The organism is Pseudomonas sp. VA159-2 (genome assembly GCF_024126635.1).
Taxonomy (GTDB): domain Bacteria; phylum Pseudomonadota; class Gammaproteobacteria; order Pseudomonadales; family Pseudomonadaceae; genus Aquipseudomonas; species Aquipseudomonas muyukensis.
This window is the reverse complement of record NZ_JAMYBV010000001.1, coordinates 356,025-377,361: the sequence shown is the minus strand read 5'-3', so window position 1 is coordinate 377,361 and position 21,337 is coordinate 356,025. Positions and strand designations below refer to the sequence as shown.

Below are 21,337 nucleotides of genomic sequence, written 5' to 3'. Positions count from 1 at the left end.
CCTTGTAGGAGCCTTGCCGGCGCAGCCGGTGCCATGCACCGCGGTGCTTGGTTCGCCAGCAAGGCTGGCTCCTACGGGCCTGGGTGCGGGTCAGGCCGGCTCGGCTTCGAGCTCGACCATCGCCTCGCGATAGCGCGCCAGTTCCTCGATGGTCAGCACCGGCAGGTTGTACTGGCGGGCATATACCGCCACCTGCTCGCCACGGGCCATGCTGCCGTCGGGGTTCATCAGCTCGCACAGCACCGCCGCCGGGCGCAGGCCGGCCAGGCGTGCCAGGTCGACCGAGCCTTCGGTGTGGCCACGGCGGGTCAACACGCCGCCATCACGGGCACGCAGCGGGAACACATGGCCAGGGCTGACGATGTGGCGCTCCTGCGCGGTGGAGCGCAGCGCGGCCTCGATGGTGGTGATGCGGTCCTGGGCCGACACGCCGGTGCTGACGCCTTGCGCCGCCTCGATGGTGACGGTGAAGCCGGTGCCGTGGCGGGCCTGGTTGTTTTGCACCATCGGTGCCAGTTCCAGGGCGTCGACGGTGGCTTCGTCCAGGCACAGGCAGACGATGCCGCTGCAATCGCGGATCATCATGGCCATGGTTTGCAGCGAGAGGTTTTCGGCCGCCGCGACGATATCGGCTTCGTCCTCGCGGTCGTCGTCGTCGAGCAGCAGCACGGGGCGCCCAGCCTGGTAGGCGGCGATGGCAGCGGCGACGTTGGGGAATTGCTTGTGCAGTGGGGTGGACATGAAACGCTCCTCGTGAATGATCGATGAACGTCTCGGGGCGAACAAAATGCGCGCGCAGAGGCACCCGAATGGCCCCTGCCTGACGCCTTCTTTCATCCGGACTATGACCGTCGGCCCTGGGATCTCACCAGGTCTGCTGACCCCCGGCATGGCCGGGGCGCTCGCGGGCTCATCTTTCGATTTACCGCCGGTGGGGACTTTCACCCCGCCCTGAAGACCCGGCAAGCATACAACACAGTGGCTGGATGCTGGCAACCCCCTACGACTTTGGTCGATGCCAGGCTGGCGGTGGTAACGCGGTAGGAGCCGGCCTTGCCGGCGAACACCGGCACCGCCACCGGCAAGGCTGGCGCTCAGGGCCTGACGAATACCTGCCGCCCCTCGTGGCGCACCTGCACCCCGTAGGTCTGCGCCAGCATCGCCAACGCCAGCGCCAGGTCATCCAGCGGATAGGTGCCGGACACCGCCAGGCCAGCCAGCGCAGGGTCGCAGGCCAGGACCTGGTCGGTGTGGCGCCGCAGTTCCTGTATCCATTGCCACAACGGCATGTCCTGGGCCAGCAGCAGGCCATTGCGCCAGGCCAGTTGGCCAGCGCTGGCCGGCGCCGGCGGGCTGACCTGCGTCTGGCTGAAGCGCACTTGTTGGCCGGCATGGACGATGGTCGGCGCCGAGCCTTGCACCTGCACGGCACCTTCGTAGACCGTCAGCAAGGTTTGCTGCGCTAGCTGGCGCACGCTGAAGCGGGTACCCAGCGCCTGCATGAGCCCTTGTTCGGTGCGGACCCTGAGCGGCCGTGGGTCCGGCGCGGTGACGATGTAGACCTCGCCCTGTTCCAGGTGCAGCAGGCGCTGCTCGGCATCGAAGCGCAGCGCCAGGGTGGTGGCGCTGTTGAGCGAGACCTGGCTGCCATCGGCCAGCAGCACATCGCGGCGCTCGCCCACGCCGGTCTGGTAGTCGGCGTGGTAGGTGCCGCGCCGCGACAGCCACCAGCCCAGCGGCGCAACCGCGAGCAACAGCGCCAGGCCGCGCAGCACCGCGCGGCGGCTGTTGCCGCCCGGGCGTTCCAGGGTTTGCCTGGCGAGGGTGGGGGGCAGGCTGCCAAGGCGTACCAGCAGACGCTGGGCGCGCTTCCAGGCGCGTTCATGCTGGGGGTCGCTGCTGCGCCAGTGCTCGAGCTCAAGGCGCTGGGCCGGGGTCAGCGGCCCTTCCTGCAGCAACAGCAACCATGCGGCGGCCTGGGCGAGCACCGCCTGGGCAATAGGCTGGTCATTCATCGGGCATCTGGCTCAGGCAGGCGATGTAACCCTCGTGGATGTACTTCTTCACGGTGGGCAGGGCGATGTTCAGGGCCTGGGCGATGTCCTTCTGCTTCATGCCGTCCAGGGTCGCCAGCAGAAACGCCTGGCGCACGCGGGGACGCAGGGTGTCGAGCACGGCGTCGATCTCGTGCAGGGTTTCGAGGATGACGCTCTGCAGTTCCGGCGACGGATGGGCGGCTGGCGGCAGCGCGGCCAGCGCCTCGAGCCAGGCCTGCTCAAGGGAATGGCGCCGGCGCCAGCTGACCAGCACGCACTTGGCGATACGCGTGAGATACGCCCGCGGCTGGCGGATAGCCTCGGGTTGGACGGCCTCGCGGCTGAGCAGCACCCGCAGGAAGATATCGTGGGCCAGGTCGTCGGCCACCCCGTGCCCCCACGAGCGCAGGCGATAGGCCAACCAGTTGCGCAGCCAGGCGTGGTTCTCGATGTACAGCGTGGTCACGGCGCAGCGCGGGGGTGTTTCAAGGGCGGTCATGGGCAGTCGGGTCGGCAGGGCAAGGTCGCAAATGAAAACCATTATCAACGGTTTTGCGCAGATCACAAGATGATGTGAAAATACGAATCGATTGCATATACCTTTTTCGATCTCGAGCGACAGAGGCAATGACAGCCCGCCGCGAGTGCCGGGCGCCAACCTTACGAGCGAGAGAAGCATGCCCGCACCCCATCGGCTTTCCCCTGTTTCGCGTCCCCTGCCGCGTTTGTCCCCGCTGCGCCTGGCCATGCATTGCGCATTGGTCGGCTGCCTGCTCGGCGCTGGCCTCGACCTGGCCCAGGCCGCCAGCCCGGTGCCCGGTGCGGCCACCCGGCTGGATGACGCCACGCTGCGCGACTACGACATCGCCCAGGGTGGGCTGGGCACCTCGCTGGGGCTGTTCGCCCAGCAGTCCGGGCTGCTGCTGTCGTACGACTCCGAGCTGACCCGTGGGCGCAGCGCGCCCGCGCTCAAGGGGCGCTACACGGTGCTCGAGGCGGCGCGGCGGCTACTGCTGAACACTGGCTTGCAGTTGTTGCCCAGTACGCGCGGTGCCTACATCCTGGCCCCGCAGGGCAAGGTCTCGACCGCGACCGAGTTGTCGGCCACCGTGGTCGACGCCGCCGCGCTGGACGATCCGCAGCGTGACAGCTACCGGGCGCCGCGCTCCACCGTGCACCTGACCCGCGCGGACCTCGACCGTTTCGCCACGGTCTCGGTGGGCGACATGCTCAAGGGCGTGGCCGGGGTCCAGGTTGGCGACAGCCGCAACGGCGGCGCGCTGGACGTGAACATTCGCGGCATCCAGGGCCAGAGCCGGGTGGCGGTGCGGGTCGATGGCTCCGAACAGGCGGTGGATGTCTACCGCGGCTATGGCGGGACCCAGCAGCGCAGCTACATCGACCCAGACCTGCTCAGCAGCGTGACCGTGAACAAGGGGCCCAGCACCCGTTCCGGGGCGATCGGCGGCTCGGTGGAGATGAAGACCCTGGGCGTCGACGACATCCTGGTGGATGGCAACAGCGTGGGCGTGCGCCTGACCGGCAACCTGTGGAACAACGGTGTCGAACCGGCCCAGCGCAGCCGCCATTCCAAGGACCAGGACCTGAGCACCGTGCCGCGCGACAGCCGCGCGGGCCTGTTCGGTTCGCAGGCCGAGGCCGGCAGTGCCGCCTTCGCCTACAGCAACGAGCGCTTCGACCTGGTGGCCGCCTATGCGCACCGTAACCAGGGCAATTATTTTTCTGGCAAGAAAGGCCAGGAGCGCTATCGCCTGTACGACCGCTGGGGCGCTGAGCAACCCAGCGTGGCCAACACCTACAACGCCGGCGAAGAGGTGCTCAACTCGTCGTCGCAAACCGACTCCTACCTGTTCAAGACCACCTGGCGCCTGGCCGACGCGCACACCCTCGACCTGGGCTACCGTCGCTTCGACGGCCACATGGGCGAGATCATGCCGTCGGATATCTTCCGCTACGGTACTGCCGGGATCTACCAGTACCCCACGAGCGAGGTGCGGCTCGATGCCTATACCGCCCGCTATCACTACTTGCCCGAGGGCAACCCGCTGGTGGACCTGACCAGCACCCTGTGGCTGACCGACACCGAGACCAGCACCCTGACCGCTGCCTGGATGGCGCCCAAGTCGCAGCTGTTTCGCACCGACCGCGGCTGGACCCGCCAGGACAACCGCCGCATCGGTGGCGACTTGAACAATGTGTCGCGCTTGAGCACCGCCCACGGCGACTTCAAGCTCGCCCTTGGCGGCGCCTTCCAGTTGGAAGACCTGCAGCCGCAGAAAGGCGTGCTGACCACCCAGCACGACATCAACGCCAACCGCATGCTGCGGGATGCTTCGCGTCAGGAGTTCAGTGTCAACGGCAAGCTGGAGTACCAGCCCATCGAGCAGGTGACCCTGTGGGGCGGCGGACGCTATGCCCACTACCGGACCAAGGACAACACGGTGCTCGCCGAGGCCCGGCGCGAGGACCGCAAGCTGCGCTGGATCACCGCCAGCAGCCCGGGTAACTGGGGCAGCATGACCTGGTTCCCGGACCAGAACGGGCAATACACCGACGCCACCGACCCGCGCCTGAACAACGGCATCGTCTTCGCCAACAGCAACGAGCCGTTCAATGGCGTGCCGTTCAACGAGGCTGGCGCGACCAACGTGACGGTGCACCCGGAAAGCACCAGCAATGTGGTCACCGGCTACGACTACACGCCCCAGGGCAAGAGCAGCGGCGGTGGTTTCTCGCCGGCGTTCGGCATCAACGTCGAGTTCCTCCCCGACACGTTCGTGTACGCCTCCTACACCCAGGGCTTGCGTCTGCCATCGCTGTTCGAGACCAGCCAGGGTACCCAGCAGGTAACCCCGGGCAAGCACCTCAAGCCCGAGCGTTCGCGCAGCTGGGAGTTCGGGGTCAGCGCCTTGCGCGACAACCTGCTGCGCACGGGTGACGAGGCGTCGATCAAGCTGGCGTACTTCGACAACCAGATCAAGCACTACATCACCCGCTACTACGACCCCAGCCCCGGCCGGTGGGGGCAGATGACCTTCAGCAACACCGACAGCTTCAGCACCCGAGGGTTGGAGTTGCAGTCGCACTATGACGCCGGGCGGGTGTTCGCCGACCTGTCGGCCACCTACTACCTGAAAACCGAAACCTGCGACGCGGCATTCGCCAGCACGCTGCGCAGCACCGCCAATAGCTACCAGCGTACCCAGGACACCCCCGACTGCACCTCGGGCAGCTACATGGGTTCTTACACCAACACGCAGAATCCACCGCGTTTCTCGGCCAACCTGGTCAGTGGCCTGCGCTTTTTCGACGAGGCGTTGACCCTGGGCGGGCGCATGACCTACACCTCAGGCCCGACCGCGCAGATGGACAAGCCCTGGCAGACCGGCGCCACCACCCCGCAGATCGATTACCGCTCGGTGGCGTTGTTCGACCTGTTCGCCCGCTACAAGCTGCTTGAACACACCGAGGTGAACCTGTCGGTGCAGAACCTGACCGACCGCTATTACCTGGACCCCTTGGCCCAGAGCTTCATGCCTGCACCTGGGCGCACCTGGCGCGTGGGGATGGTGACGCGCTTCTAGGGCCATGACAGGCCCCGGGGCCGCAACGGCGCCGGGGCTTGCGGGTGACGCTGGCTTCATCTCGAGACATCCCCTACGCGGGCGGGCGAAACCATCCGTATGAGTGTGGGATTCTTCCTATCAAAGTTTGATGCACATTGGCATAGAGTTTTTCCCTCTCAGGGTTAAAAACCTACTCGAGGTGCTCAATGGCTCTTACGCATGTCGAAGCACTCTGCGCGCTTGGCGATCCCTATCGCGCCGATGCGCACGCCGATCATCTGTTCGATATGGCGATGCGCGAAATCACTACCTATCACCTGCAACACACGCCAGGTTATGCGCGTTGGCTCGAACAGCAGCGATTCGACCCGACTGCCCTGGATATCCGCAATTGGGGACAGTTGCCACCGATATTCGCCAACTACCTGAAGCAGAACCTGTTGCTCAGCGAAGCGGGGCGTGATGCGCTGGAACTGACGTCCTCGGGCACTACCGGGCAAAAAAGCCGGATGCGCTATGACGCACGGAGCCTGGGGGCGGCCCAGGGCATGATCGACCGGATCTTCCGGCATTACGGCTGGCAAACCGCGCAGACGCCCTGCAATTACTTGCTCCTGGGCTATGAGCCTGGCGAGCACGCCACGCTCGGTACGGCCTATACCGACAACTTCCTGTGCAAGTACGCTCCGGTCAAGCAGAGCTTCCATGCCCTGCGCCATAACGGCAAGGGCAGCGAGTTCGATCCGTTCGGCGTGATCGGCGCGTTGCAGCGTTTTGCCGACGACGGCGCGCCCCTGCGCATCCTGGGGTTTCCGGCGTTCATGTGGTTCGTTCTCGAGCGCATGCGGGCAATGAAATTGCCCGCCTTGTCGTTCGATGCCAACTCCCTGGTGCTGTTCGGCGGCGGCTGGAAAACCCATGCCGACCAGCAGGTGCCCAAGTCGCACCTGTATGCCCGCATCAACGAGCAACTGGGCATTCCGATATCGCGGTGCCGGGATGGCTATGGCGCCGTGGAACATTGCGTGCCCTACATCGAATGTGCGCACCACCACTTGCATGTTCCCACCTATGCCCGGGCCTTTACCCGCGATCCGCGCACCTTTGCCTTGCAGGAACATGGGGTGCCGGGGCTGCTTCAGTTCGTGTCGCCCTACATCACTTCGAGCCCGGCCCACAGCATCGTGATGAGCGACCTGGCGGTGCTGCACCGCGCTGCCGAGTGTGGATGCGGCCTTGCCACCGAGTGGTTCGAGATCCTTGGGCGCGCCGGCACCGGCAAGGGCCGCAGTTGCGCGCTGGCCGCCTCCGAACTGATAAGGGAGCCCTGATATGTACCTCATACACGGACAGTGCCTGGCAGACCTTACGCTGGACCAGGCCTTGCAACGACTGAGCGAAGGCCTGGCGCAGACGTTGAGCCAGCCTTGTACCCTGGATAGCCTGCTCGCCTGTGCCGAGCGGTTCGCCGAGCGGTTGCTGGACGAAGGCGTACTGGCCGAACTCGATACCGCCAGCCGCGAAGAGCTCCGGGCGTTCTGCCAGCCCGATACGCTGCGCGGCAAGTTGGAGCACGAGCTGGGGGCGAACCCATTCTCCCTGCGCCGTATCGACTATCAGGCCGGCCATTTCGAAAGTTGGCGGCCCCTGGGGGTGGTGGTGCACATCACCCCAGCCAATGCGCCGCTACTGCCCTTTTTCGCGATGCTCGAAAGCTTGCTGGTGGGCAACATCAACTGGTTGCGACCGAGCGCGCGCGAGCAAGGTTTGAACACCCGGTTGCTGCAGGCTTTCCTCGCCTGTGACGCGTCTGGCCAGCTGGCCCGCCATGTCGCCGTGCTGCCGGTGTCCAAGGCTGAACTGCCCAGGTTGCTGGCGCATGCCGACGGGGTGTGCGCCTGGGGTTCGAACGCGACCTTGAAAGCCATTCGCGAGCAACTGCCCGATGGCTGCCGCTGGATACCCTGGGGGCACAAGATCAGCTTTGCCTGGTTGGTGCCCGATGCCGTGGATCACTCGGCGCTGGAGGCGCTGGCCGATGAGGTCTGCCGCCTGGATCAACAGGCTTGCTCCAGCCCCCAGGTGGTGTTCGTCGACAGCGAGGACAGCGCCACGCTGCACGCCATCGGTGAGCAGCTGGCAGCGGCGCTGCAACGTCGCCAGGCTTGCTGGCCGGCGCTACGGCCCAACCTGCAGGAGGCGGCGCAGATCACCACCACCCTGGCCCTCGCCGAGCTGGACCAGGCCTTTGCCGACAGGCCTGGGCAGGTCTGGCGGGGCGAGGGCTGGCAGCTTGTCCTGGAGCCGGCCATGGCCATCGCGCCCTCGCCGTTGTTTCGCACCCTGCTGCTGCGCCCGCTGCCCCGTGATGCGGCGATAGAGGTCCTGCGGCCGTGGCGCAGCCACCTGCAAAGCTGCGGCCTGATCAGCACGGCCCGGGAGTTCGCCGCGCTCAGCCAACTGCTGCTGGCGGCCGGGGTCGACCGGGTGACCCACATCGCGCAGATGCAGGCCGGCTACAGCGGTGAGCCTCACGACGGTGTCTATGCCCTGAGCATGCTGGCGCGTCGGGTGTCGGTAAGCCTGGGGGCCGATTGCCTGGCCAGGCAGGCGACCCTCGACCCTGTGCGGCTGCCACCGATGAATGTCGCCGACCACCCGATCATGGATCGCGGGGCGTTTCTGAACAGCTCGATGAGCGAGCGCGCGCAGTTGTTTTTCCGCTCCGGCGGCAGCAGTGGCGCACCGAAGCTGGCCGGTTTCAGCTACCGCGACTATCACCGGCAGATGCAGGCGGCAGCTGACGGATTGTTCGCCGCCGGACTCGACCCTGCGACCGACAGCGTGCTCAACCTGATGTACGGCGGCAACCTCTATGGCGGTTTGCTGAGTTTCTTCACCGTGCTGGACAAGCTGGGGGCCAGGCACTACCCCATGGCCGGGCCCCAGGACGACGATTACAGCGAAATCGCCCGGTTCATCGTCAGCCAGCGGATCGACACGCTGATCGGCATGCCGACCACCGTGCATCAGTTGTTCCTGCGCGAGGCGCACACCCTGCGCGGCTATGGCGGGATCCGCAAGGTCCTGCTGGGGGGGGAGCATCTCGGCCAGGCCCAGCGCTCGTTCATCCAGGGCTTTGGCGTGCAGACCCTACGCTCGGTGCTCTATGGCACGGTAGACGCCGGCCCCTTGGGCTATAGCTGCGCCGCCAGCCCGGATGGGGTGTTCCACCTGATGAGCGAGATCCAATGCTTGGAAATCGTCGACCTGGAACGTGATGAGCCAGTGGCGAGCGGGGCGGTCGGGCGTTTTCTGGTCACGTCCCTGGCCCGGGAAGGCCAGCGCCTGAGGCGCTATGAAATCGGTGATACCGGGCGCTGGCTGCATGGACCTTGCGCCTGCGGCTCCCCGGCGCCGCGTTTCGAGTTGTTGGGGCGCCACGGTGGCCTGGTGCGGATCGGCACAATGTTCCTCCAGCCGCAGCGCTTGGCCGAGCTGGCCGATGCCCCGCTGCAGTTGCACCTGGAACACGATCCCGACAACGGCATCGAACGCATCCGGGTATGGGTCGACGCCGACCCAGACACCGTCAAGGCCAGGCTATGCGGCGACACGGAACTGAGCATGGCCGTGGAACTTGGCCTGCTGGACCTGCAGGTGTCGCAGAGGGCGCAGGCGCATTTCGAGCGCCACCCACAGTCGGGAAAAACGCCGCTGTTACGGGATAAACGCCTTGAGTCCGTTTGCAGGAAGAGGAAGTGAAGCATGAATCACAACTGCCAAGCCCCCCTTGAGCTGACACGGCTGGTCAATCATGTCCGTGCCCATTCGCCTTACTACGCCCAGCTGTGGCGCAACGTGCCCCAGGCAGGCTGGACGCTTGCCGACCTGCCTCTGGTCGAGCTTCACCAGTACTGGGCCTCAGGCGCCCAGCTGGAGGATTGGCCGGTACTGACCGCGCCGGTCACCGACGCGATCGTCTACAAGACGGGAGGAACAACCGGCGGCGCCAAGCACTCGCTGTTCACCCAGGCAGAATGGCAGCAGTTCGTCACGACATTCGGGCGTAGCCTTGCCGGTTGGTTCGAGCCTGGGGACCGGGTGGCCAACCTGTTCTTTGCCGGCGACCTCTACGCCAGCTTCCTGTTCATCCAGGGTGCGCTGGGGCATGTGCCAGTGCCGCTGTGCGTGTTCCCCTTCACCGGCACGGTCGATCCACAAACCCTGACTGTCCAACTGGAGCAACACCGGATCAACGTGCTGACCGGGGTTCCGGGAAAACTGTTGCAGTACGTGGCGTCGCTCGAGCAGCAGGGCGTGCAACTGCCAGGGATCAAGACGGTGCTGTACGGCGGTGAAAGTGTGTTCGTCGAGCAGTTGCAGTTGTTCAAGGCGGTTTTCCCCTGCGCGCGAGTCGTCTCGATTGGCTGTGCCAGTGTCGATGCCGGCCTGATCGGTGCCAGCGCGCCCGATTGCCTGCCCGGCGAGCATCGCGCCTTCGAGCCCGAGACCATCGTCGAGATCGTCGACGAGGCCTCCGGGGTGGCGATAACCGAGCCTTACCGAACCGGCCTGCTGGTGCTGACCAACCTGGCCCGGACCTTGATGCCGATCATTCGCTACCCGGTGGGCGATCTGGCCGAATGGACCGAAGCGGCGGGAACCCCGGGGCGAAAGTTTCGCCTGTTGGGGCGCAGCAGCCTCGGCAATCGGCTGCGGGTAGGGTATGCCACCTTGTTCCCGGATGAGCTGGCGGCGACCATTCAGGCGCGGCTGGGCAATTGTCGTTGGCAGTTGATCATCGACCAGGAAAACGGTGTCGACGACATCCTGCTGCGCATTGCCCACCGCCATGATCCGGCGGCGGCCAGCGCGTTGCTGCAGGCGATCCAGGGCAAGGACCCGATGGTCGCGGAACTGATGGCCGAGGGTGCGCTGGAGGTTGCGGTCGATTGGTGCCAGCCGGCGGACCTGCTGACCCACCAACGCACCGGCAAACTGCAACGTGTCGTCGACCGGCGCAACTACCGCGGCCCTGTTGGACGGGCGCAGCCATGATCGTCGTGCGGGGGTTCGAGGCTCAGGACGCCGAGCCGATCAGCGAGTTGTTCACACGGGTGTACGGGGAGCGTTACTTCTACCCACAGATCTACCTGCCGTCGGTCATCCGCCACCATAACCGCAGCCAGCACTGGCAGTCCGTGGTGGCGTTGCGTGGGGAGCGTATCGTCGGGCATGCGCTGTTGTGGCGATCATCCGAGGATGCCAGTTGCGCGGAACTGGCCATGATCGTGGTCGACCCTCAGCTCAGGGGGCGAGGCATTGCGGGGCGGATGAGCCGCTACCTGTGCGATCACGCGCGGCGCCAGGGCATGTCGCTGCTGACGATCAAGATGGTGGCCAGCCATCTGTGGTCACAGCGGCTGGGGATGTCGCTGGGGTTCCAGGCGACCGGGCTGCTGCTGGACTACGTTGAGTCAGGGTTGTCCGCGCATTCCCGGGAAAGCGCCATTCTGGGAGTGCTGGCGCTGCAGGCCCAACCCATACCCATGCCCGGCCTGCAGGGCGGTCGGCCCCAGTGGCTTGCGCACTTGCTTGAGCGTTTCGGCAGGGTACCTGCGGGCATTTGCCAGCATCGCATCGAGCCCACCCGGATCGCCCTCGAGGAAAATCGCCTGGACTTGACCCTGGAACATCCCTGTGAGGCGGATGTCCTCGAAGTCATGCGCCTGTCCACCCGCCGCTTGATTCATCTGCGGGTACGGCTGGATGCCAGCTTGCCCTGCGTGCTGCCTGGGCTGCATCGGGCCGGGTTCGCCGACACCGGCCTGGCGCTGGGGGCGGGCCGGCAATGGTATTGGTTGTTGCAGCGCGGCTTCGCCGACAGCCCGTTGCAGCTGCATTGCCCGATGGCCCGCGCCATACACGCTCAGGCCCGCCAGTGCATGGTGTTGGCGCGCAGTGGTTGAACGTAATCGCGGACATTAAAAAGCCGGCTTGTGGCCGGCTTCTTGGGGACGGTCTTGGCTTATTTTTGATAAACCGCAACCGCCTTAAAGGTTGGCAACATGGCCATGAAAAGATGGCAGACGGCTGTGTGAGGCGTCGCCAGGCCCTCTGGGATGCGGCTTGCATCCGCTTGGGCGGGTGTGCGGCGTAGCATACTCGGGCCGCTTGGCGATGCCCAGCAAAAAATGCGGCGAGATGCTTCAGCCTGGGCGGTTGGGGCGCAGGCACGACCACCAGAATACCCAGCCGAGGATTTCCAGGCCCTGAATCCGCCGCTGGTAGGCGGTGTAGCGTTCGCTGGGGTGATTGAGCCGATCATGGCTGTGCAGGCACAGGGTGCCGTTGTGCCCCAGGCTGAGGTAGTTCACCCGTAACCTGCCGTTGTGCAGCAAGGCGTAGCACTCGCCGTCGATGACCCGGGTGAAGCTGCGGTCGATGCCCAGCAGGCTGCCGCGTGGGAACAGGGGGGCCATGTTGTTGGCGGGCATGCTCACACAGATCGCGGCGTGTGGCGCAACCTGCAACGCCTCCAGGGCGTGACGGGGGATGACCTGGCAATGCCCGGGCAACGCTTGCAGCGTGCTCTCCTGGAGGCGATGGAAGGGCAGCCTGGTGGGTTCGCTGCCGTGCGCCAGCAACGGCGGGAGCGAGCCGTTGGCGGGCGTGGGGGGCAAGGTGGCGGCGAGCGGGGCCGGGTGCTTGGAGCCTTCGCCGCTGCGCAGCCAGCGCCTGTTCACGCAGAACAGATCGGCGAGTTCGTCCAGGCGTGACAGGGGGACCCCGCGCTTGAACCAGTTGTTGACGTGCTGGGGCGTGACGTTGCGTTGGGCAGCGAAATCGGAAGGGGTCAGGTTGCACTCCAGCAGGAGGGCTTTGAGACGGTCACCGGAAGTGTTCATGGGGCGAGTCTATCGACCCGGGATTTGTGTGGGTATCAACCTGGTGTGGAGACGTTTTGTAGGAAGTGGTGGTTTTTGTAGGTTGAGGATGATGGGCGCGTGGGAAATGTTCGGGGATGATCTTATGGGCACTGAGGATGCTGCGGCGAACGCCTGGCAGCCAGTTGATCACCCCAATAAAAAACCCCGCCGAAGCGGGGTTTTTTCAAAGCCAGCTCTCAGCCCTTGTAGGCAGCGACCGACTTGGTGATCGCGGCGCGGGCGGCGTCGGCGCCTTCCCAGCCTTCGATCTTGACCCACTTGCCCTTCTCCAGATCCTTGTAGTTGGCGAAGAAGTGCTCGATCTGCTGGATCAGCAGTGCCGGCAGGTCGGTGTATTCCTTCACGTCAACATACAGCTGCGACAGCTTGTCGTGAGGAACGGCGATGACCTTGGCGTCGCCGCCGCCGTCGTCGGTCATGTTCAGCACGCCAACCGGACGGGCGCGAATCACCGAGCCAGGAGCGACCGGGTACGGGGTCACTACCAGCACGTCCAGCGGATCACCGTCGTCGGCCAGGGTGTTGGGAATGAAGCCGTAGTTGGCCGGGTAGAACATCGGGGTGGCCATGAAGCGGTCGACGAACAGGGTATCGCTGTCCTTGTCGATCTCGTATTTGATCGGCGCGTGGTTGGCCGGGATCTCGATAGCGACGTAGATGTCGTTCGGCAGGTCTTTGCCAGCCGGAATCTTGCTGTAGCTCATTGGGCAATGCCCCCGTGTTTGATCAAAAAAGTGGCGGCGATTATAGGCACATTCCCACGGTGCATGCCACGCCCGGCCTGATGTGCGGGCGCTTCAGGCGTGGCTTTGGCGGTAATCCGGATGCTCGACCTGCAGGCGGCTCAGGCGTGCCAGCGGGTCCTGGCGGTAGAACAACGCCAGTTGCCGGTATACCTCGGGGTAGGCCTGCTGCAGCAGGTCGGGGCCGCTGAAGAAGTACTCGCTGGTTACCGCGAAGAACTCCGCCGGGTTTTCCGCGGCGTAGGGGTCGATGGCCGTTGCGGCGTCCGGGTCGGCATCGAGCTGGCGATTCAGGTCGTCGTAGGCCTGCTGCATGACCCGGGCCCAATCCTCGACGCGCATGCCGCTGTGCAGCGGTGGCAGGCCGTTGGCGTCGCCGTTGAGCATGTCGAGCTTGTGCGCCAGTTCGTGGATCACCAGGTTGTAGGCTTCCCAGCCGCCGCTGGCCAGCACCCCCGGCCAGGCCAGGATCACCGGGCCCTGTTGCCAGGCTTCGCCGCTGTGCTCTGCATCCCACACATGCTCCACGCCGCTGGCGTCGCGATGGCGCTGGGGGCTGACGAAGTCATCGGGGTACAGGATCAGCTCGTGAAAGCCCTGGTACCAGTTCAGGTCGCCCAGGTGCAGCAACGGCAGCTGGGCCTGGGCGGCCAGGAACAGGCGCTGCTCGTCGTCCAGCTCGACCCCGGGCAGGCTGGTCAGGTGCTTGTCGTGCAGGAACAGCACGCTGGCCTCGCGCAGCCAGCGGTCTTCTTCGGCGCTGATGCCGTCGAGCAGGGGCAGGCGATCGCGGATCCCCTGCCACAGGGCCGCACTGACTGGGTAACGGGCCAGGGTGCGCCGGCGGCGCCAGGCGCTGAACGACCACATGCTGCGGTCAGTGGGCCTTGGCCGCGCGGCCGAAACGGCCACGCAACAGGCCGAGAATCATCGGCACCAGCGACAGCAGGATGATGCCCACCACCATCAGCGACAGGTGCTGCTTGATGAACGGCACGTTGCCGAAGAAGTAGCCCAGGGTCACCAGGCCGCCGACCCACAGCAGCGTGCCGGCCACGCTGAAGGCCAGGAAACGCGGGTAGTGCATGTGGGCGATGCCGGCGACGAACGGCGCGAAGGTGCGCAGGATCGGCAGGAAACGCGCCATGGTCACGGTCTTGCCGCCATGGCGGTCGTAGAACTCGTGGGTGCGCTGCAAGTAGTCCTGGCGGAAGATCTTCGAATTGGGGTTGCGGAACAGCCGCTCCCCGGTGGTACGGCCGATCACGTAGTTGGTGCTGTCGCCGAGGATGGCCGCGGCCATCAGCAGGCCTGCCAGCAGCACCGGGTCCATGCCGCCCCCGGCGGCTACGGCACCGGCGATGAACAACAGCGAGTCACCCGGCAGGAAGGGCATGACCACCAGGCCGGTTTCGCAGAAGATCACGGCAAAGAGGATGGCGTAGATCCACGGACCGTAATTGGCGACCAGCAGATCGAGGTAGGCATCGAGATGCAGGATAAGGTCCAGCGGGTTGAAATCCATGTACAGCACCTGTGTTCTTGACCCGCGTCTACGGGCGCGCAATGACGGACAGCGCCATGGGCTAAGGATGATTTACCGGCAAGGGGTAATTATTCGCACATGACAGGAGCGGGGATTATACGGCGAAGTGACGAAGATGCCCGGAGAGTTTGTAGCGGCGGGTTACGACAGGGTAATTGGGCTTGCAGAGGGGGGGAGCGGCCTTGTGTGGCGATGGGGCGCCCAGCCTTTCGACATCATGCAAAAATGTCGGGGCCGCTGTGCGGCCCATCGCGACACAAGGCCGCCCGGCATCAATCCTGGCTGATCGGCAAGATGTAGTTCTCGAACTCGGTGTCCTTGCGAAAGCCCATGGACTCATAGGTCTTGCGCGCCACCTCGTTGTCGCTGCTGGTGGATACGCGCATGCGCACGGCGTTGGATTCCTTGGCCATCTTCTTGGCTTCGCGCATCAGGTGGTCGGCCACCAGCATGCGCCGGGAGTCTTCGGCGACGTAGATATCGTTGAGGATCCACACGCGCTTGAGCGACAGCGACGAGAAGCTTGGATACAGCTGGCAGAAACCCAGCAGGCGGTCGTCGCCGTCATCCGGCAGGGCCAGGTAGATCAGCGACTCGCCACGCTTGAGGCGCTTTTCCAGAAAACTGCGGGAACTGTCTGGATAAGGCAGTTGGCCGTAGAACTCGCGATATTTCACGAACAACGGGGTCAGCAGGTCGAGGTGTTCCAGGGTTGCCTTGATGATGCGCATGGGCGGGCCTCTGAGTCCATTGGGGATACGGCGGATTGCCAGCAGCGTCCTCTGGCATGCTGCCTAATGCAGGCTAGAAGCGCAATCCGCCTTCCGTGACATGTTTTTACCGCTCGCCGAGTAGGAAGTTTCCGGTTTTGCCAGGAGTGCCTTCGCTGTCGATGCTATGGACCTCGGCTTCGTCCTTCAAATTCACCCCCGACAGCTGGCGCCGGCACGCTTCGCGCATCAGGTACAGCAGGCGATGGGCGGCCATGCCGTAGCTCAGGCCCTCGAGGCGCACGTTGGAGATGCAGTTGCGGTAGGCGTCGGTCAGGCCGACCTTGGGCGCGTAGGTGAAGTACAGGCCGAGGCTGTCCGGCGAGCTGAGCCCGGGGCGTTCGCCGATCAGCATCACGGTCATGCGCGCGCCGAGCAGTTCGCCTACCTCGTCGGCCACCGCCACCCGGCCTTGTTCCACCAGCACCACCGGGGCGCTGGTCCAGCCGTCGGCAGCGGCCTGCTCCTCGAAGCGAGTCAGGAATGGCAGGGTATGACGGTGTACGGCCAGGGCCGAAAGGCCATCGGCGACGACGATCGCCAGGTCGACCCCGCCGGGGTTGGCCTGGGCGTGCTCGCGCAGGGCCTGCACCGAGTCCTGGTGCAGCCGTCGGCCCAGGTCGGGGCGTTGCAGGTACTGGTTACGGTCGCTGGCGGCGCTGTGCAGCAGCAGGCTTTGCCGGCCACGGTCCTGCAACTGCTGGCGCAGGCCGGCGTGGTCGAAGGGCAGGTGCACGGCATCGCGGGCCTGGGCGTGGGCGTACTGGAAGTCCAGTTGGGCGCTGGTGGGCAGGCTGATGCCGGTGCGGCCCAGGGCGATGCGCGCGGGGGTCAGGTTGCGCAAGGCCAGCCAGGGGTTGTCCGGGGTCGGGGTGTGCTGTGCCATGGTCACCTCTAGGCTAGTTGCCGCAAGGCCTGGCGGAAGGCCGGCGGCAGGTTGTCGCCGAAGCGGATGCGGCCATCGGCCTGGGTGAAGATGCCGGTGCGTGCCAGCCAGGCCTCGAATTCCGGCCCGGGCTTCAGGCCCAGGGTCTGGCGTGCATACAGCGCGTCGTGGAACGAGGTGGTCTGGTAGTTGAGCATGATGTCGTCGGAGCCGGGGATGCCCATGATGAAGTTGATCCCGGCCACCCCCAGCAGGGTCAGCAGGGTGTCCATGTCGTCCTGGTCGGCTTCGGCGTGGTTGGTGTAGCAGATGTCGCAACCCATCGGCACGCCCAGCAGCTTGCCGCAGAAGTGGTCTTCGAGGCCGGCGCGGATGATCTGCTTGCCGTTGTACAGGTACTCGGGGCCGATGAAGCCGACCACGGTGTTGACCAGGAATGGCTTGAAGTGCCGGGCCACGGCGTAGGCGCGGGTTTCGCAGGTTTGCTGGTCGACGCCGTGGTGGGCGTTGGCCGACAGCGCGCTGCCCTGGCCGGTCTCGAAGTACATCAGGTTCTGTCCGACCGTGCCGCGCTTGAGCGACAGGCCCGCCTCGTAGCCTTCCTGCAGCACATTGAGGTTGATGCCGAAGCCGGCATTGGCCGCCTCGGTGCCGGCGATGGACTGGAACACCAGGTCCAGCGGCACGCCACGGTTGATCGCCTCGATCGAGGTGGTGACGTGGGTCAGCACGCAGGACTGGGTAGGGATGTCGTAGCGCTGGATGATCGCGTCGAGCATCTCCAGCAGTGCGCAGATCGAGGCAATGCTGTCGGTGGCCGGGTTGATGCCGATCATGGCGTCGCCGTTGCCGTACAGCAGGCCGTCGAGGATGCTGGCGGCGATGCCGGCCGGCTCGTCGGTGGGGTGGTTGGGCTGCAGGCGCGTCGACAAGCGCCCGCGCAGGCCCATGGTGCCGCGGAACGCAGTGACCACGCGAATCTTCTGCGCCACCAGCACCAGGTCCTGGACGCGCATGACCTTCGACACCGCGGCGGCCATCTCCGGGGTCAGGCCCGGGGCCAGGGCGCGCAGGCTGTGTTCGTCGGCGTGCTCGCCGAGCAGCCAGTCGCGCAGCCCGCCGACGGTCAGGTGGCTGACCGCGGCGAAGGCCTCTTTGTCGTGGCTGTCGATGATCAGCCGGGTGACTTCGTCGCTTTCATAGGGGATCAGCGCCTCGTCGAGGAAGTGCTTGAGCGGGATGTTGGCCAGGGCCATCTGCGCCGCCACCCGTTCGCCGTCGTTGCTGGCAGCGACCCCGGCCAGGTAGTCGCCGGAGCGCGCCGGGCTGGCCTTGGCCATCACCTCTTTGAGGCTGTCGAAGCGGTAGACCTGGTGGCCTACGGTGTGGGTGAAACTTGCCATACAGAATCTCCAGAGCGCCGCAGGGCTGGCCTGCGGCGTAAGTCGGCGATCAGTGCAGGGCCTCTTCGGCCTTCTGGATCGCGGCGAATTCCTCTTCCGGCGTCCCGGCCACCAGGTGGTGGCGGCTATAGAAAGCAAAGTAGGCAATTAATACCGCATAGATCAGCGCGGCGCCAATCACCACCCGTGGGTCGACCAGGAACCCGGCGACCACGGCGATGCAGGCCAGTACCAGGGCCAGGCCCGAGGTGAAGATGCCGCCGGGTGTGCGATACGGGCGCTCCATCTTCGGCCGGCGAATGCGCAGGGTGATGTGCGCGGCCATCATCAGCACGTAGGACAGCGTGGCGCCGAACACCGCCACCAGGATCAGCAAGTCGCCCTGGCCGGTCAGCGACAGGGCGAAGCCGATGATCCCGGGGATCACCAGGGCCAGGACCGGCGCCTTGCTCTTGTTGGTTTGCGAGAGCTTGCGCGGCAGGTAGCCGGCGCGGGACAAGGCGAAGATCTGCCGCGAATAGGCGTAGATGATCGAGAAGAAACTGGCGATCAGCCCGGCCAGGCCGACCAGGTTGACGAACCCGCCCATCCAGGTGGAGCCGCCGTAGGCCTTGGCCAGTGCCTCGACCAGCGGGTTGCCCGAGGCCTTGAGCGCCTCGGAGCCGGCGCCGCCGGGGCCGACCACCAGGATCAGCAAGGCGAAGGCGAGCAGCACCAGCATCGCGCCGATCAGGCCGCGGGGCAGGTCGCGCTTGGGGTTCTTGGTTTCTTCGGCGGCCAGCGGCACGCCTTCGACGGCCAGGAAGAACCAGATCGCGTAGGGGATCGCCGCCCACACGCCGACATAGCCGAACGGCAGGAAGCTGCTGGCGCCGACGGCGTCGGTCTGGGCGATGTCGAACAAGTTGGCGGCATCGAAGTGAGGCACCATGCCCACCAGGAACACCGCCAGGGCCAGGGCGGCGATGGCGGTGATGATGAACATCAGCTTGAGCGCCTCGCCCACGCCAAAGATGTGGATACCGATGAACACCACGTAGAACGCCAGGTAGATCATCCAGCCGCCGATGCCGAACAGCGACTGGCAGTAGGCGCCGATGAAGGTGGCGATGGCCGCTGGGGCGATGGCGTATTCGATGAGGATGGCGGTGCCGGTGAGAAAGCCGCCCCAGGGGCCGAAGGCGCTGCGGGCGAAGCCGTAGCCGCCACCGGCGGTGGGGATCATCGAGGACAGTTCGGCCAGGGAGAAGCACATGCACAGGTACATGGTGGCCATCAGCAGGGTGGCGAGGAACATGCCGCCCCAGCCGCCCTGGGCCAGGCCGAAGTTCCAGCCGGCATAGTCGCCGGAAATCACATAGGCCACGCCCAGCCCCACCAGCAGGACCCAGCCGGCGGCGCCTTTTTTCAGTTCACGTTGCTGGAAATAGTCCGAGCCGACTTTTTCGAAGTCGACGGAGGAACTCGCCGGCGTGCCGACGGTGTGATCGCTTGGCATGGTGTTCACCTGTTGTTTTTCTTAGGTTGCCGGAGGGACTGCCGGCGCTTGGTGATTTTAATTGCAGGAAGCGAGCCAGGGCCTTTGGGGCCGCTTTACGGCCCTTTCGCCGGCAAGCCGGCTCCTACGAGGCAGAGGTGAAACCTGTAGGCGCCGACTTGCCGGCCAAAGGGCTGCGCAGCAGCCCCAGTGGCCTGTTTAGAAGAAGCCCAGCGGGTTGATGTCGTAGCTCACCAGCAGGTTCTTGGTCTGCTGGTAGTGGTCGAGCATCATCTTGTGGGTTTCCCGGCCGACACCGGATTTCTTGTAGCCACCGAACGCGGCATGCGCCGGGTACAGGTGGTAGCAGTTGGTCCATACGCGGCCGGCCTTGATGCCGCGGCCCATGCGGTAGGCGCGGTTGATGTCGCGGGTCCACACGCCGGCGCCGAGGCCGAACTCGGTGTCGTTGGCGATGGCCAGGGCCTCGGCTTCGTCCTTGAAGGTGGTGACGCTGACCACCGGGCCGAAGATTTCTTCCTGGAACACGCGCATCTTGTTGTTGCCCTTGAGCAGGGTCGGCTGGATGTAGTAGCCGCTGGCCAGCGCCCCTTCGAGCTGCTCCACCTTGCCGCCGGTGAGCAGCTCGGCGCCCTCTTCCTGGGCAATCTTGAGGTAGGACTGGATCTTCTCGAACTGCTGCTGCGAGGCCTGGGCGCCGACCATGGTGTCGGTGTCCAGCGGGTCGCCGCGCTTGATCTGCAGCACCTTCTTCATCACCACTTCCATGAACTGCGGGTAGATCGACTCCTGCACCAGGGCGCGGGAAGGGCAGGTGCACACTTCGCCCTGGTTGAAAAACGCCAGGACCATGCCCTCGGCGGCCTTGTCGATGAATGCAGGTTCGGCCTGCATGATGTCTTCGAAATACACGTTGGGCGACTTGCCGCCCAGTTCGACGGTGGACGGGATGATGTTCTCGGCGGCGCACTTCATGATGTGCGAGCCCACCGGGGTGGAGCCGGTGAAGGCGATCTTGGCGATGCGCTTGCTGGTGGCCAGCGCCTCGCCGGCTTCGCGGCCGAAGCCCTGCACCACGTTGAGCACGCCCTTGGGCAGCAGGTCGCCGATCAGCTCCAGCAGCACGGTGATGCCCAGCGGGGTCTGCTCGGCGGGCTTGAGCACCACGCAGTTGCCGGCGGCCAGGGCCGGGGCGAGCTTCCAGGCGGCCATCAGCAGCGGGAAGTTCCACGGGATGATCTGCCCGACCACGCCCAGCGGTTCGTGCAGGTGGTAGGCCACGGTGGTTTCGTTGATCTCGGCGGCGCCGCCTTCCTGGGCGCGGATGCAGCCGGCGAAGTAGCGGAAATGATCGACCGCCAGCGGAATGTCGGCGTTGAGGGTTTCGCGGATCGGCTTGCCGTTGTCCCAGGTTTCGGTGATGGCCAGCAGTTCGAGGTTCTGCTCGATGCGATCGGCGATGCGCAGCAGCACGTTGGAGCGGTCCTGCACCGACGTGCGGCCCCAGGCATCGGCGGCGGCATGGGCGGCGTCCAGGGCCTTGTCGATGTCTTCGGCAGTGGAACGGGGGAACTCGGCAATCAGCTTGCCGTTAACCGGAGAGGTGTTTTCGAAATATTGCCCTTTCACCGGAGCTACAAACTCACCACCGATGTAGTTGCCGTAGCGGCTCTTGAAGGAAACCTTCGCGCCGTCGGTGCCGGGATGTGCGTAACGCATGGGGTATCTCCTGGTCGTTGTGATTGTTGCGGAGTTTCCAAGCGTAGAGCAAAGGTCGGGCCAGTGCTTTAAGGCCCTTGTGAATCAATGACTTGAATCAAGCTGTCAGCGGGGCGTGCAGGGCCTTGTACCGCCGCTGGCACAGCTTGGGTGACACTTTGTACCGGTTATGGCACAGGCATGACTCAAGAGTCAG

Annotated in this window: 17 protein-coding genes and 1 riboswitch; of the genes, 5 read left to right on the top strand and 12 right to left on the bottom strand. The window is 65.3% G+C overall.

Annotated features, from left to right (window positions below; genetic code table 11):
• Positions 1–90: 90 nt before the first annotated feature.
• The 3 genes from ribB to NJG22_RS01665 form a co-directional block, all read right to left on the bottom strand.
• Positions 91–741 (bottom strand): 3,4-dihydroxy-2-butanone-4-phosphate synthase, encoded by a 651-nt coding sequence (gene ribB, locus NJG22_RS01675; protein ID WP_134692732.1) that lies wholly within the window; start codon positions 739–741, stop codon positions 91–93.
• An 80-nt stretch (positions 742–821) separates the two neighbouring features.
• A riboswitch (FMN riboswitch) is annotated at positions 822–963 on the bottom strand.
• 131 nt (positions 964–1,094) lie between these two features.
• The gene (locus NJG22_RS01670; protein WP_253092014.1) at positions 1,095–2,015 is read right to left on the bottom strand and encodes a FecR domain-containing protein; all 921 of its coding nucleotides are present in this window, start codon (positions 2,013–2,015) and stop codon (positions 1,095–1,097) included.
• A complete protein-coding gene (locus tag NJG22_RS01665) occupies positions 2,008–2,535 on the bottom strand; it encodes a sigma-70 family RNA polymerase sigma factor (RefSeq protein WP_253092012.1) in 528 nt (175 codons plus the stop codon). Before NJG22_RS01665 ends, NJG22_RS01670 begins: the two co-directional genes overlap by 8 nt.
• Positions 2,536–2,713: 178 nt before the next feature.
• Here NJG22_RS01665 and NJG22_RS01660 point away from each other — a divergent pair, with 178 nt between their 5' ends.
• From NJG22_RS01660 to NJG22_RS01640, 5 genes are all read left to right on the top strand, one after another.
• On the top strand, positions 2,714–5,641 hold the full coding sequence (locus tag NJG22_RS01660; protein WP_253092010.1) for a TonB-dependent receptor: 2,928 nt from the start codon (positions 2,714–2,716) through the stop codon (positions 5,639–5,641).
• 188 nt (positions 5,642–5,829) lie between these two features.
• Positions 5,830–6,954: an acyl-protein synthase gene (locus tag NJG22_RS01655; RefSeq protein ID WP_253092008.1), complete on the top strand. Its 1,125-nt coding sequence runs from the start codon at positions 5,830–5,832 to the stop codon at positions 6,952–6,954.
• Position 6,955: 1 nt separating this feature from the next.
• Positions 6,956–9,388, top strand: coding sequence for an aldehyde dehydrogenase family protein (locus NJG22_RS01650; protein ID WP_253092006.1), 2,433 nt, complete (start codon positions 6,956–6,958; stop codon positions 9,386–9,388).
• Between the two features lie 3 nt (positions 9,389–9,391).
• Positions 9,392–10,684, top strand: a complete 1,293-nt coding sequence (locus NJG22_RS01645) for an AMP-binding protein (RefSeq protein ID WP_253092004.1) — start codon at positions 9,392–9,394, stop codon at positions 10,682–10,684.
• Positions 10,681–11,595, top strand: a complete 915-nt coding sequence (locus NJG22_RS01640; RefSeq protein WP_253092002.1) for a GNAT family N-acetyltransferase — start codon at positions 10,681–10,683, stop codon at positions 11,593–11,595. Before NJG22_RS01645 ends, NJG22_RS01640 begins: the two co-directional genes overlap by 4 nt.
• A 240-nt stretch (positions 11,596–11,835) precedes the next feature.
• On the opposite strand, the gene NJG22_RS01635 is transcribed toward NJG22_RS01640, so the two are convergent.
• The 9 genes from NJG22_RS01635 to NJG22_RS01595 all read right to left on the bottom strand — a co-directional run bounded on the left by NJG22_RS01635 (position 11,836) and on the right by NJG22_RS01595 (position 21,141).
• Positions 11,836–12,534, bottom strand: coding sequence for an XRE family transcriptional regulator (locus NJG22_RS01635; protein WP_253092000.1), 699 nt, complete (start codon positions 12,532–12,534; stop codon positions 11,836–11,838).
• A 218-nt stretch (positions 12,535–12,752) separates the two neighbouring features.
• Positions 12,753–13,280: an inorganic diphosphatase gene (gene ppa, locus NJG22_RS01630; protein ID WP_003255365.1), complete on the bottom strand. Its 528-nt coding sequence runs from the start codon at positions 13,278–13,280 to the stop codon at positions 12,753–12,755.
• Positions 13,281–13,373: 93 nt separating this feature from the next.
• Positions 13,374–14,189 carry a M90 family metallopeptidase gene (locus NJG22_RS01625; protein ID WP_253091999.1) on the bottom strand — a complete coding sequence of 272 codons (816 nt, stop codon included), beginning with the start codon at positions 14,187–14,189 and terminating at the stop codon, positions 13,374–13,376.
• A 7-nt stretch (positions 14,190–14,196) separates the two neighbouring features.
• Positions 14,197–14,844 (bottom strand): DedA family protein, encoded by a 648-nt coding sequence (locus NJG22_RS01620; protein ID WP_253091997.1) that lies wholly within the window; start codon positions 14,842–14,844, stop codon positions 14,197–14,199.
• A gap of 293 nt (positions 14,845–15,137) precedes the next feature.
• A complete protein-coding gene (locus NJG22_RS01615; RefSeq protein ID WP_217850545.1) occupies positions 15,138–15,596 on the bottom strand; it encodes a GNAT family N-acetyltransferase in 459 nt (152 codons plus the stop codon).
• Positions 15,597–15,702: 106 nt separating this feature from the next.
• Positions 15,703–16,521, bottom strand: a complete 819-nt coding sequence (eutC, locus tag NJG22_RS01610; RefSeq protein ID WP_253091995.1) for an ethanolamine ammonia-lyase subunit EutC — start codon at positions 16,519–16,521, stop codon at positions 15,703–15,705.
• An 8-nt stretch (positions 16,522–16,529) separates the two neighbouring features.
• Positions 16,530–17,924: an ethanolamine ammonia-lyase subunit EutB gene (locus NJG22_RS01605; protein WP_253091993.1), complete on the bottom strand. Its 1,395-nt coding sequence runs from the start codon at positions 17,922–17,924 to the stop codon at positions 16,530–16,532.
• 49 nt (positions 17,925–17,973) lie between these two features.
• Positions 17,974–19,422: an ethanolamine permease gene (gene eat, locus NJG22_RS01600; protein WP_253091991.1), complete on the bottom strand. Its 1,449-nt coding sequence runs from the start codon at positions 19,420–19,422 to the stop codon at positions 17,974–17,976.
• Positions 19,423–19,620: 198 nt separating this feature from the next.
• Positions 19,621–21,141, bottom strand: a complete 1,521-nt coding sequence (locus tag NJG22_RS01595; RefSeq protein ID WP_217850537.1) for an aldehyde dehydrogenase family protein — start codon at positions 21,139–21,141, stop codon at positions 19,621–19,623.
• Between the last annotated feature and the right edge of the window lie 196 nt (positions 21,142–21,337).